Consider the following 13,425-nt stretch of genomic DNA (forward strand, 5'->3'; position numbering starts at 1 on the left):
ACTACCACTCTTTCTTATTGAAGTATGCTTTTTCGCATCATGTTGTTCACATACACTGGTCGATCCACTTTGAATTTCACGATTTGCAACGGATGTCTCGCTGCATCTAATTCGTTTCCATCCTCATCCCAAATTTTTTCCACCGTTTGTGTAAAGTTTTCAATTTCTGGTCCAAAGAACTCAACTTCATGACCTGGTTTGAAGTAGTTGCGCTGCTCTATTGTCACAATGCCTGTTTCTTCATTATAATCTAACACTAAACCAGCAAAATCATACGTTGTTTTCTTACTATGATTTCCATACATTTGCTCTTGATATCCAGGAACGCCTTCAAAGAATGCAGGAGCTGTATCACGATTTGCACATTTATCAAGTTCTTCTAACCATTCTTGTTTAAACTCGAAGTTGTCTGGATCTGCACAATACGCATCGATCACTTTACGATACACAGTTGCAACAGTTGCAACGTAGTGAATTGATTTCATGCGCCCTTCAACTTTCAAGCTGTCAATCCCAATTTCAATCATTTTCGGGATAGATAAAATAAGATTTAAGTCTTTTGGACTCATCGCAAAAGGAGCATCCCCTTCTTGGAATAAAGGAAGTTCTCCTGCTTCTTTATGTTGCGATACTGTTTGAATTAAGTCATAATCCCAGCGGCAAGACTGACAGCAACCACCGCGGTTAGAGTCACGTGCCGTCATATGATTACTTAATGTACATCTTCCAGAGTACGCAATACACATTGCACCGTGGACGAATGCTTCAATTTCAATATCAACGTGCTCTTTGATTTCTTTCATCTCTTCATAGCCTACTTCACGAGCTAATACAAGACGATGCAATCCTTCTTCTTTCCAATACTGCGCTGCTTTCCAGTTGGATAATGATTGTTGTGTACTTAAATGCACTTCAACAGAAGGCGCTACACGTTTACACGTCTCAATAATAAGAGGATCTGCAACGATAATACCCGTTACACCAGCTTTTTCAATCCCTCTTAAATATTCTTCTAAGCCATCCATATTTTCATTATGTGCAAAGATATTTGTTGTTACGTATATTTTAGCACCATATTTCTTTGCAAATTCAACGCCTTCTGCCATTTCTTCTAGCGTAAAATTACCTGCATTTGAGCGGAGACCAAATTCTTGTCCACCTAAATATACAGCATCTGCACCGTAATGGATAGCTACTTTTAGTTTTTCTAAGTTACCTGCTGGTATTAACAACTCAGGTTTCTTTACAATAACACGTTTTCCATCAATTACACGTGAAATTTCTTTGACAGTCATATGCTGAACCTCCTTTTTAATAAACCGTTTCTTTGAAGAAGAATCCTGTATCTAACGGGCGATTTACCGGTTGAATTTCTTCAATTTCTTTATATAAATCGTCTTTTACATCATAATACGCATCGCGATCTTCTACGCATAAATCGATGGCCTTACGATATCTCTTCGTTACTTCAACAATGTATTCTGAACTTTTTAATACACCATCAATTTTTAAGCTATCGATTTCAGCATCGATTAACTCTTCTAATTCATCGATAAAACAAATATCATTCGGACTCATAATGTGAGTGCCGTTCTCATCTTCATAGACTGGATATTTATTATTACGTTCTTTGTCATGTAAAAACATGTTTTCTTCATATTTCTTCTTTTCAATTTCCATATCGCGGCCTTGATACTCAAAGTAGTTTCCTACTAAAGAACGCTTTGATTGGAACATGCATGTCATTCCGTGGATTTGTACTTCCACTTCCACCTCTGCATTCTCTTTTAATTCCACAATTTCTTCTAAGCTTAATTCGCGGGCAAGAACAGCGCGTTTTGCACCCTTACGTCCCCAATAGTTACATGTAAACCAGTTTGTTGCTGTTGTTTCTGTATTCCAATGCATTTGCATATTTGGTGCCACTTCACGCACTGTCATTAATACAGCTGGATCTCCAAAGACAACTGCATCTACATTTACTTCTTGTAAAAATGCAACGTAATCTTTTAAAGCTTCTATTTTCTCATTGTGGAACATCGCATTCATTGCAACATACACTTTCATATTATTTTCATGTGCAATAGCTACTGCTTCTTTTACGTCTTCACGAGAGAATTCACCAGCTAAACGTAAACCAAACTTTTGTTCACCAATCATTACTGCATCTGCACCTGCTTTTGCAAGTGGTGCAATATCCGCCACTGTTCTTGGCGTTACTAACAACTCAGGTTTTTTCATTATACGTCACCCCTTCTTTTTACTCACTGCTACCCCGTCACCAATTGGGAAAATGGTTGTATCATATTCTTCATGATTCATGAGCCACTCATTATACGTTTTAATCCTTCTAATTAAACCGCGTGTACGTCTATTTTCAATGTGCTCTTTTGTCGTCACAAGACCGTGATATAGTACATTATCTGAAATAATAACGCCGCCAGGATTTAATAACGGCTCGTATATATCAAAAAAGCGACGATATTGCCCTTTTGCTGCATCAATAAAAATGACATCAAATGTGCCATGTTCTTTTACTTGCTCTCCCGTTTCTAAAGCATCTCCAAAAATAACAGAAATGCGTTCTTTTACTGGGGAACGATTTATATATTCAAGTGCTTTTTCATATCGATCCGCATTTCGCTCTACTGTGACAATGCGTGAATTCGGAATGGCTTGCATCATGCGAATGCTAGAATACCCAATTGCTGTACCAAGTTCTAATATGCTCTTTGGCTCAATTAGACGCAAAAATTGCAACATAAACTCCATGCCAAGACGATCCATAATTGGTACATGGTACTCCATCGCATACTGTTCCATTTCAAGAATCAGCTCATCTTTCGGATCGATAAAAGACTGCAAATATTCATAAACTGCATCTTGTTGCTCCATAGATAGTCCTCCTTATCGCATGGAGAAGTAAAAAAGAATATTGTCTCTTTGGAAAGAAAAATACAAGCTTGCTCTATCCTTAGCTTGTACGTCCCGTTTCTATATTAAAAACGATTCTTCTACCAGTTTTTAACCCGATATATTTTATCATAAAAAAGAGGGATATGCGAATTTTTCTCGCTTCCCTCAAAAAATTTACGATTGCTTTTGTGTAATATATTTTTGTTTTAACGCGTTATGTTCTTCTAACGTCTTAGCGTAATACACTTGACCGTCTGGTGCTGCTAAGAAATAATAATAATCTGTTTGTGCAGGTTCAAGTGCCGCTTCTACTGATTTTACACCAGAATTCGAAATTGGTCCAACTGGTAATCCTTTCACAACATATGTGTTATACGGAGAATTTACTTTTAAATCCTCATATAGTACACGTCCCTTATGCTTACCTAATGCATATAGCACTGTTGGATCTGTTTGCAGCGGCATTCCTTTTGCTAAACGATTATAAAACACACTAGCAATATTTTTCCGATCTGTATAACCCGTTGCTTCCTCTTCGATTAAAGAAGACATTGTCAATAATTGATGAACATCCAATTGTCTTTCTTTCATTTTTTGCGCGTTTTGCTCAATCAATTTATTTGTTTTATCAAGCATTGGCGTTACGATTTCTTCTAACGTTACTTGCTCTTTATAGTACGGGTATGTAGCTGGATATAAATAACCTTCTAATGGATACTTAATATTGCTATCAAAAATTTTATCAGTAAGCAATGTTGGATACTTCTGCTGGAGTTTTTGCACAAACGCTTTATCATTCAACTGACGAATAACATCTTCTTTATTTAACTTAAATTCCTTCGCTATTAAATCAGCAATTTCTACAACTTGTATTCCTTCAGGAATTGTTAGCTTATAATATGCTTTGCTATGCACCTTTCCAGCTGTAATGCTATCTGTTACTTCCGCTACACTCATAGACGGACTCAATAAATAATTTCCCGCCTGTAAGCCGCGTTCTGACTTCATTTTTACATATAATCCAAATATCGTTCCGTTTTTAATAATTCCATTCTCCTCCAAAATCTCTCCTATCTTACTTGTAGAAGAACCTTTTGGAATTTCCACTTCAATTTCCTTTTTACTCTCTGCATTAAGCGGCTTTAAAGCTGAGGCAATATATGCATATGCAGAACCACAAACAACAAGCAACGCAATGAAAATAGCTGCAATTACTCGTCTTCGTTTTTTTGTTTTCATTTGATTCACTACCCTATGTCCTCCTTATTTCAAATTGTATAATGTACTCGCCTACTCTATACAACAACCTACAAAATACTAAAAAACATGTCTGTTCTTTAGACATGTTCTTTCTTTTTTCTACAATCTGTATCATTATACTACAAATAACTATCTGCTTTCGACAAAAAATCTTTCATTCATCGTACAAATATGTTTTCAGTTTACTGACAAGAAAATAATTAACAGTCTTCAAGCACACCATATCTCATTTGTTCCCCCATCCAAGAACTTACATCACGCCATTTCACACTTTTAGCTGCGATCCAACTTACATCTTTGGAATTATCATCCCCTAGTCTCCAGCCGTACGTATTTGCCCAGTAAAACGTATCATCCTGTAAGAGAAGAGTAGCATCATAAATAATCGAATCATAATTCGCCGAACTTGGAATGATATGAAATTGCGTTACACCTTCAAATACTAATTCAATTGCTGATGGATTATCAAACTGTCTCTGAAAAAGTATTCTTACATTTGTATCAAGTTCAGTTGGTACTGCCATAGATAGCTCTTCACCTACATAACTTTCCGTCCACATATATAATTCTTTTAAACAACTATCGTGAAAGTAACCAAATGTTTTAAGAAATGCTTCTATATCTTCCGTTCCCTCTATTTTATTCCATTTCATATGAATAGCTCCCTTTTTCGCTAAACATTTGGATAAAACGATATAACAAATACCCACTAGTATCTTATATAGTAAACAAACTGATTTCCATATGAAATCAGTTTGTTTACACTTACCATATTACTCTTCTTCGCCTTCTTCTTCCTCAGCAAGAGTGTTAAACATTTCTTGTACCATTTCCCACTCTTCTTCTGATTCGATTGGAAGTAATGTTCCACCAGATTCTTCTTCGTTTTGCTCGAAAGCCATTGCATCATAAATTGGATCGCCATCTTCGTCAACTTCACCGATTGGTGAGAATACTACGTAAGATTTTTTACCAAATTTTTCAGCATCAAAAGTGAAAATAATTTCACATAGATGTTCGTTACCTTTTTCGTCAACAATTGTAATTTGATTTTCTTCCATTATGGTCACCTCTTATTTACTATCTAAATATCCTTGCAAAATTACGACAGCTGCCATCTTATCAATGACTTGCTTTCGTTTTTTTCGGCTTACATCTGCCGAAATGAGCAGGCGCTCCGCTGCCATTGTTGACAAGCGTTCGTCCCACAGTACAACTTCCAATTGCACGAGCTCACCCAATTTTTCTGCAAACTGCTGACAAGCTTCACCGCGCGGACCGATTGTACCATTCATGTTCTTTGGCAATCCTACTACTATCTTGTCCACATTGTACTGTTTTACTAACTCAGAAATACGATTAAAACCAAATTCGCCTCTTTCTTCGTTAATTTTAATCGTTTCCAAGCCTTGTGCTGTCCAACCCATTTCATCGCTTATTGCAACGCCAACTGTTTTTGTCCCAACATCTAAACCTAATATACGCATAAATTACTCCTCACGATGATGTTTCAAATAGGACTTTACAAGCTCCTCAATAAGTTCATCGCGTTCTAGCTTGCGAATAATATTGCGAGCATCTTTATGACGAGGTATGTATGCTGGATCGCCACTTAATAAATAACCGACGATTTGATTAATCGGATTGTATCCTTTTTCTTGAAGTGCATCATACACAGTTAATAGTACGTCATTGACATGGACATTTTGTTTTTCTTCTTGGAAGTTAAACTTCATCGTCTTATCGAACCCGTCCATTTTTAAGCACCTCACTTTACTAGGTATAGGGAGAAAGATATTCCTTCTCCCTACTATTGTACACTACTATCTCTTTATTTTGAAACAGATTTAACGTACTCTTCTACAAATGCAAGTGCATCCTCTACTTGTTCTGGATTTTTACCACCAGCTTGCGCCATATCAGGACGACCGCCGCCACCGCCGCCGCAGCGAGATGCTACTTCTTTTACAAGCTTACCAGCATGGTATCCTTGTTCAATTAAATCTTTCGTTACACCAGCAAGAATGTTGACCTTATCATCACTTACAGCTGCAAGGACGATAATTGCAGATTGTAATTTGTTCTTTAAATCATCCATCATTGTACGTAAGTTATTCATATCTGCAACATTTACTTTTGTCGCAAGCACACTTACACCATCCACTGTACGCACTGCATCTGTTAAATTACCAGCTTCAATGTTGCTTAGTTTTGCTGCAAGAGATTCATTTTCTTTTTGCAGTTGTTTTACTTCAGCAAATAAGCCGTCAACTCTTGTTAAAATGTCTTTTGGATTTGTTTTCATTTTGTTTGCTGCTTCTTTTAATAAACCAACTTGTTCGTTCATTAATTCATATGCAGCTTTTCCTGTTACTGCTTCAATACGGCGTGTTCCTGCTCCAATACCAGATTCAGCAACGATTTTGAAAATACCGATAGATGCTGTATTGTCTACGTGGCAACCGCCGCAAAGCTCTAAGCTATAATTGCCTACTTGTACAACGCGTACAACATCTCCGTATTTTTCACCGAATAGTGCCATTGCACCCATCGCTTTTGCTTCTTCAATTGCTTTTTGAGAAATGTCTACTGTGATACTTTCCCAAATTTTCTCGTTTACAATACGCTCAATTTTTTCAAGTTCATCCGCTTGTACTTGACCGAAATGAGAGAAGTCAAAACGTAAACGCTCTGATGTTACAAGAGATCCTGCTTGGTTTACGTGTCCGCCAAGGATATCTTTTAATGCTTGATGCAGAAGGTGAGTTGCTGTATGGTTTTTCACGATTGCTGCGCGGTTTTTCGTATCAATTACCGCTTTTACTGCTGCCTCTTTCGTTAATGTTCCTTCTTCTACAACTACTTTGTGTAAGTTTTGACCATTCGGTGCTTTTTGTACATCTTTTACAAGTACTTTTACGCCATCAGCAAGAAGGTAACCACGGTCAGCAATTTGACCACCGCTCTCAGCGTAGAATGGTGTTGCATCTAACATCAATTGTCCTTCTTCACCAGCTTGTAGACTATCTGTGAACTCACCATTCTTCACAAGTGCAACAACGTTACTTTCTGTTCCAACTGTATTGTAACCAACAAATTCGCTCGCTACTTTAATTTCACCAAGAACGCCGCCTTGTATTTGCATAGAATCAACATCTTGACGAGCTGCGCGTGCACGCTCACGCTGTTTTTCCATCTCTGCTTCAAAGCCCTCATGATCAACTGTCATACCAGCTTCTTCTGCATATTCTTCTGTTAACTCAATTGGGAATCCGTATGTGTCATATAGACGGAATGCGTCTTCGCCAGAAATAACAGTTGATTTTGCTTCTTTTGCTTTTCCAATCACTTCAGCTAAAATTGCTTCGCCGTCATGCAGTGTTTCATGGAAACGCTCCTCTTCATTTTTCACAACGCGTGCAATGAAATCTTTCTTTTCCAGAACTTCTGGGTAGAAGTCTTTCATCACTTCTCCAACTACTGGTACTAATTCGTACATAAATGGACGATTAATATTTAATTTCTTCGCATAACGTACAGCGCGGCGCAGCAGACGACGTAATACATAACCGCGGCCTTCGTTAGAAGGAAGAGCTCCGTCCCCAACTGCAAATGTTACTGTACGAATATGGTCAGCAATTACTTTAAATGCTGTATCTTGTTCATCATTACCAGCACGGTATTTTTCACCAGAAATAGCTTCTGTTGCACCAATAATTGGCATAAATAAGTCTGTGTCAAAATTCGTTGGCACGTTTTGAACAACAGATGCCATACGCTCAAGACCCATCCCTGTATCAATGTTTTTCTTTGGAAGCGGTGTATATGTACCGTCAGGGTTATGATTAAATTGTGAGAATACAAGGTTCCATACTTCTAAATAACGCTCGTTTTCTCCGCCTGGATATAATTCTGGATCGCTAAAATCGTTACCGTAAGCTTCTCCACGGTCGTAGAAAATTTCTGTGTTCGGTCCACTTGGGCCTTCACCGATATCCCAGAAGTTTTCTTCTAAACGAATAATGCGCTCTTTTGGCACGCCCATTTTCTCATTCCAAATTTGGAATGCTTCTTCATCTTCTGGATGGATTGTAACAGATAAAAGTTCTTTATCGAAACCAATCCATTTATCACTCGTTAAAAATTCCCAAGCCCATGTAATCGCTTCTTCTTTGAAGTAATCACCAATTGAGAAGTTCCCTAACATTTCAAAGAACGTATGGTGACGAGCTGTTTTTCCTACGTTTTCAATATCGTTTGTACGAATTGATTTTTGCGCATTTGTAATGCGTGGATTTTGCGGAATTACGCGGCCATCAAAATATTTTTTCAGCGTTGCAACACCACTATTAATCCATAAAAGAGATGGATCTTCGTGCGGAACTAATGATGCACTCGGCTCTACTGCATGTCCTTTTTCTTGGAAAAAATCTAAAAACATTTGACGAATTTGTGCACCTGTTAAGTGTTTCATATGTATTTCCTCCTTCATTAAAATCAAATTAAAAACAAAAAACTCCCGTCCCCTATAACAGGGACGAGAGTTGACTCGCGTTACCACCCTGATTATGAAATAAAAAGCGGAAGTGTCTCACTTTTAGACACGACGGCTAGATTGCATATCATAACAATATGCATATATTTCATCACCTCAAGTTGCCATAACGTGGCAAGACGGCAGGAATTAGCTGCTCTCAGGAATAGCGTTCTGTTACCCTTCATCTGACACTTCTTTCAGCCTAAGGAAGTCTCTCTCTGCAAAATGGACTGTAACATACTCGTTCCATCATCAATTTATCATATACTATATGCACAAATTGTAGCGAATCAGTTTCCATTTGTCAATGTTTCCAAAATGGCTTCGCATGTACAATAATAGTGCGAAGAATTGCTAACAGTGGTACGGATAGCAACAGCCCTACAATGCCGCCAATTTCACCTCCAACAAGCAGTGCAAGCATAATGACAACAGGGTGCATCCGGAGAGATCTTCCTACAATATAGGGAGACAAAATATTACTCTCAACAAATTGTAAAATTGCAAGCGTAATTCCAGCTTTAATAACTAAATTCGTTGATACTGTCGCGGCAATCATTAATGTTGGAATTGCTCCTAAAATAGGACCGAAATACGGGATAATGTCAGTAACCCCAACGATAATCCCTAAGAGAAGCGGATATTTCATTCCGATGAACCAAAATGATAGCGTAGAGACCCCTCCTAAAATTAAACAAACAAATAATTGTCCGCGAATATAATTTCCAAGAGACTTATCAATTTCTTTCGCTAACTGCTGACCGTTCTTGCGCCACTTACTTGGTACAAGCTTCCAAAAAATACGATAAAATTCACCGTAGTCTTTTAATATGTAAAATACGATAAATGGAATTAAAAAAATAATAAGGAGTGAATCAAGTATCCCTCTTGCCGTGCTCATCACTTTATTTAAAAGCGCTTGTATCTTCCCTTCAACTCCCGCAAAGATTTGTTTAATTTTCTCATTCACAAACTCAGGAAAATTTTCAGTTTGCTCATTTACTCCATCCGTCCATGTTTCATACATATTTACAATTTGAGGAAATTGTTCGTTCATTTCTTGCAACTGTGCAATAACAGCCGGCGTTCCTTTATACACACCATATCCAAGACCGCCGAAGAAAAGAATATAAATGAGCAAAATAGCAAGTGTTCGTGGCACACCTTTTTCGTGCAATTTTTCGATAAGCGGATGCAATAAATAAGCAATAAAACAAGCAATTAAAAATGGTGTAATAGCAACCTTAAACACATATAAAATCGGTGCCCAAAGCGGCTTGATTTTCAAAAAAACAAGCAAGCATAAAAAAATTAGCAATAATAAACCTAACCGGTAAATCCAAATAATTTTAAGATTCTTCAATAGAAAAACCTCCTCTATTTCTTAGTTTGAAGAGAAATAAAGAAGGTTATGTGTAAAAATTAAAAAACCCCACCCTGCTGAGGTTTTTTTGTAGGTATTCTTACTGTTTTGTAGAAGAATACATATACTCAAATTAACAAGTGCAATTTCATAGTATTTCTTGTCCTCGTTATTATTTATCCCGCTATTCGCGGACAGTAAGATCCTCACCTCAAGATTGTGAGGAACCCGAAGAAGATAGGTAAGGGATAACTGTCCGTAAAAGTCCGATTGGTTCAACAAAGTTAGGAGGCGTAAAATGATTTGGTTAATGCTGGGGCTTTCCGCACTTTGCATGCTATTAGAATGGGTATGTATTGGATTTGGCATTTGGAAAGGCTTTTTCATTCCTTCTTCAACACAAGAACGCGCCAGGCATCTCTGGTATTATGGTGTACTAGGGCTTGGCTGCTACGGACTTTCTCATCTATTCTCCCAAATTGGACTGTTTTATCTCTACACAAGCACGTAAAAAAGCTCCCTAAAATTAAGGAGCTTTTTTTGCATCTGAAACATGCATGTATAATGGGAATTATAAATAAGACTTAAGCATTTTACGTGCTCTTTTCATATTTCGTCTTGAAAATACATCTTGCTTACGTGCATATTGATATGCTGCTGCTCCTACACCTAATGCAATTAATGATGAGCGCAATTTCAAAGTTAACACTCTCCTTATTAGCCGATTGTTCGTTCATTCTCATCAAACAAATCATCTAAAGAACTTAATGAACCGTCTTCTTCGACTTGATGTGTATGAATTTTCCCCTTTGAAATCGATAATTCAATAAAGCAGTTCCAGCAATAATATTGATTCACACCGATTTTTCCAATATCTTTTCCTTTACAGTTTGGACAACTGAACATATGGCGTTCATCTCCTTACAATCTCCCGTATTCTATTACGCCATTATGTCCAAACTATATATGTTTATACATGAGAAGAACTGCATTACACTATATAATTTCACCTCGTTACATAAAATCATACGGTGAAATGTTTTCCACATCGAGACCCTCTTCTGTCACAATCTCAGTTGCTTCTGTTTTTCCTTGTAACCTGTCGCATAATGTTGTTTGACGAAGTGCATCATCAAGTCGGTTTACACCAGATTGAAACGCCGATTCCTCTCCGCACATAATTAAAAACTTTTTGCTGCGTGTAATCCCTGTATAAATTAAATTGCGGCGCAGCATGCGATAATAACTTTTCACAACAGGCATAATCACAATCGGAAATTCGCTTCCTTGTGATTTATGAATGGAACAGCAATACGCATGTGTAATTTGATTTAAATCTGCTTTTATATACGTTACTTCAATACCGTCAAAAGAAACAACAACCATATCTTGCTGTTCTACATTTTCTTTCGCATAAAAGACCGATACAATTTCTCCAATATCGCCGTTAAACACTTGACTTTCCGGCTGATTAACAAGTTGAAGCACTTTATCTCCCACTCTGTACACAACCTCGCCATATGCAATTTCACGACTTTTTTCTTTTTTCGGATTAAACACTTCTTGCAACGCTTCATTTAAGATATTAATACCCGCTGGCCCCTTGTACATAGGAGCTAACACTTGTACATCACGCGCACTAAATCCTTTTGTTTTTGCGTTTTCACACACTTGCTTAACAACCTCAACAATTTGCGTACTTGCACACGCAATAAATGAACGATCTTTTTTGTTCTGTGTTACATCAGGAGGTAACACACCCTTCTTAATTGCATGGGCAAGTTGAATAACAGATGAACCTTCCGCTTGTCTATATATTTCCGTAAGCTTTACCGTCGGAATAACGTTCGACTCTAATAGATCTTTCAACACTTGTCCAGGACCAACAGATGGTAATTGATCTTCATCTCCAACGATGATGACTTGAATGGTGGATGGCAATGATTTGAACAATTGATTCGCAAGCCAAATATCAACCATGGAAAACTCATCAATAATGAGTAATTTTCCTTGAACAGGATCATGCTCATTACGCTGAAACGACCCTTCCGGTGTCCATCCAAGCAGACGATGAATGGTACAAGCAGGCAAGCCTGTTGATTCACTCATTCGTTTTGCTGCACGGCCCGTCGGCGCTGTTAATAAAATAGGGAACGGATTGTCATCACTATAATCCTTCGGGTCTAGTGATAAGCCATGAAGAGAAGCATACATTTCTACAATCCCTTTAATAACAGTTGTCTTTCCTGTACCAGGCCCTCCTGTTAAAATCATCATCGGTTTATGAAGAGCTGTTTGAATACCTTCTTGCTGAAGCGGTGCATATTGCACTCCGAGCTGTTCTTCAATTTTCCCAAGCGTTAACAATAATTCCGATTCAGGAAACGAAGGAAGCTCTTCTTGCGTAAGCAAACGATGAATAGAGGCAACAACACCTTTTTCGGAATAATACAAGGAAGCTAAATACACACGCTCATCTTCTATAATCACTTTGCCTTCCCCTTGCATCATTTCCGCGCATTGCAATACATCTTCTTCTATAACAGCCGTTTCTTGCTTATTTAATAGCTCCATTGTTTGTTGCACTAACTGGTCTTTGTTCATATATACATGACCTTCTTGCAGCGAAACGTGCTCTAATGTGTAAAAACATCCCGCACGTACACGATCAGCATGATTACCAGAAATGCCAAGCGCTCGTCCAATATCATCAGCTCTTCCGAAACCAATACCATCTACCGCTTCAATGAGCTGATACGGATTATTCCGAATGACTTCAAGCGTCATTTCTTTATACTGTTGATAAATTTTAATAGAAAGTTTCGTTCCAAATCCATAACCACTTAGAAAGCTCATCACTTTTTCAAGACCTTGATGTTCAATAATCGTATCGTATATTTCCTGCGCTTTTTGCTTATTTACAATTCCGTCCAAAGCTGCGGGATCATCCATAATTTTCGAAATCGCATGTTCACCAAGATGATCAACAATCTTTTCAGCCGTTCGTTTCCCAATTCCTTTAAATAAATCGCTCGCTAAATATTGCACCATTCCTGTTTTTGTTTGCGGCAATTCTTTTTTAAACGTTTCAATATGATATTGTTTCCCATACTTCGGGTGATCTTTAAAATGACCAGTTAGTGTAAACACTTCATCTTCATGCATCCGGGGAAAGTAACCCGTTATCATAACTTTTTTTTCGTCATATGTTTCATTCGTTTCAATAATTTTCATACTGACAACGGAATAGAGGTTTTCTTCGTTGTGGAAAATGGTATGAAGAACTTGTGCTTTTATAAACTTCTGCTCTTCCTCAAACAAATCCATTGCATGTTGATTTCCCATCGTT

General features: G+C 37.7%; 14 protein-coding genes. 1 reads left to right on the top strand and 13 read right to left on the bottom strand.

Annotation, left to right across the window (positions count from 1 at the left end):
* Window positions 1–14: 14 nt before the first annotated feature.
* The 10 genes from NKR74_RS18495 to NKR74_RS18540 all read right to left on the bottom strand — a co-directional run bounded on the left by NKR74_RS18495 (window position 15) and on the right by NKR74_RS18540 (window position 10,094).
* Window positions 15–1,295: a peptidase U32 family protein gene (locus tag NKR74_RS18495; protein ID WP_230574811.1), complete on the bottom strand. Its 1,281-nt coding sequence runs from the start codon at window positions 1,293–1,295 to the stop codon at window positions 15–17.
* Window positions 1,296–1,311: 16 nt separating this feature from the next.
* A complete protein-coding gene (locus NKR74_RS18500) occupies window positions 1,312–2,241 on the bottom strand; it encodes a peptidase U32 family protein (protein ID WP_253630474.1) in 930 nt (309 codons plus the stop codon).
* Window positions 2,242–2,247: 6 nt separating this feature from the next.
* Window positions 2,248–2,895 (bottom strand): O-methyltransferase, encoded by a 648-nt coding sequence (locus NKR74_RS18505; protein ID WP_253630475.1) that lies wholly within the window; start codon window positions 2,893–2,895, stop codon window positions 2,248–2,250.
* A gap of 195 nt (window positions 2,896–3,090) precedes the next feature.
* The gene (gene mltG, locus NKR74_RS18510; RefSeq protein ID WP_098308054.1) at window positions 3,091–4,155 is read right to left on the bottom strand and encodes an endolytic transglycosylase MltG; all 1,065 of its coding nucleotides are present in this window, start codon (window positions 4,153–4,155) and stop codon (window positions 3,091–3,093) included.
* A gap of 221 nt (window positions 4,156–4,376) precedes the next feature.
* On the bottom strand, window positions 4,377–4,829 hold the full coding sequence (locus tag NKR74_RS18515) for a hypothetical protein (protein WP_253630476.1): 453 nt from the start codon (window positions 4,827–4,829) through the stop codon (window positions 4,377–4,379).
* Between the two features lie 120 nt (window positions 4,830–4,949).
* Entirely contained in the window at window positions 4,950–5,237 is a 288-nt protein-coding gene (locus tag NKR74_RS18520; protein ID WP_098307963.1) for a DUF1292 domain-containing protein, read from the bottom strand.
* A gap of 12 nt (window positions 5,238–5,249) precedes the next feature.
* A complete protein-coding gene (gene ruvX, locus NKR74_RS18525; protein WP_098307965.1) occupies window positions 5,250–5,663 on the bottom strand; it encodes a Holliday junction resolvase RuvX in 414 nt (137 codons plus the stop codon).
* A gap of 3 nt (window positions 5,664–5,666) precedes the next feature.
* Complete coding sequence (locus NKR74_RS18530; protein WP_035434175.1) at window positions 5,667–5,933, bottom strand: IreB family regulatory phosphoprotein; 267 nt, start codon at window positions 5,931–5,933, stop codon at window positions 5,667–5,669.
* 74 nt (window positions 5,934–6,007) lie between these two features.
* Window positions 6,008–8,650 (bottom strand): alanine--tRNA ligase, encoded by a 2,643-nt coding sequence (alaS, locus tag NKR74_RS18535; RefSeq protein WP_253630477.1) that lies wholly within the window; start codon window positions 8,648–8,650, stop codon window positions 6,008–6,010.
* A 367-nt stretch (window positions 8,651–9,017) separates the two neighbouring features.
* A complete protein-coding gene (locus NKR74_RS18540; RefSeq protein ID WP_176524550.1) occupies window positions 9,018–10,094 on the bottom strand; it encodes an AI-2E family transporter in 1,077 nt (358 codons plus the stop codon).
* Window positions 10,095–10,374: 280 nt separating this feature from the next.
* Here NKR74_RS18540 and NKR74_RS18545 point away from each other — a divergent pair, with 280 nt between their 5' ends.
* Complete coding sequence (locus NKR74_RS18545; RefSeq protein WP_098307971.1) at window positions 10,375–10,587, top strand: hypothetical protein; 213 nt, start codon at window positions 10,375–10,377, stop codon at window positions 10,585–10,587.
* 60 nt (window positions 10,588–10,647) lie between these two features.
* Here the strand turns inward: NKR74_RS18545 and NKR74_RS18550 are convergent, their stop codons facing one another.
* The 3 genes from NKR74_RS18550 to recD2 all read right to left on the bottom strand — a co-directional run bounded on the left by NKR74_RS18550 (window position 10,648) and on the right by recD2 (window position 13,421).
* Complete coding sequence (locus NKR74_RS18550; protein ID WP_098307973.1) at window positions 10,648–10,776, bottom strand: YrzQ family protein; 129 nt, start codon at window positions 10,774–10,776, stop codon at window positions 10,648–10,650.
* 17 nt (window positions 10,777–10,793) lie between these two features.
* On the bottom strand, window positions 10,794–10,982 hold the full coding sequence (locus tag NKR74_RS18555) for a hypothetical protein (protein ID WP_020060848.1): 189 nt from the start codon (window positions 10,980–10,982) through the stop codon (window positions 10,794–10,796).
* 108 nt (window positions 10,983–11,090) lie between these two features.
* The gene (recD2, locus tag NKR74_RS18560) at window positions 11,091–13,421 is read right to left on the bottom strand and encodes an SF1B family DNA helicase RecD2 (protein WP_253630478.1); all 2,331 of its coding nucleotides are present in this window, start codon (window positions 13,419–13,421) and stop codon (window positions 11,091–11,093) included.
* Window positions 13,422–13,425: the final 4 nt, after the last annotated feature.

This window comes from Bacillus sp. 3103sda1, from assembly GCF_024159135.1.
GTDB lineage: Bacteria > Bacillota > Bacilli > Bacillales > Bacillaceae_G > Bacillus_A > Bacillus_A rhizoplanae.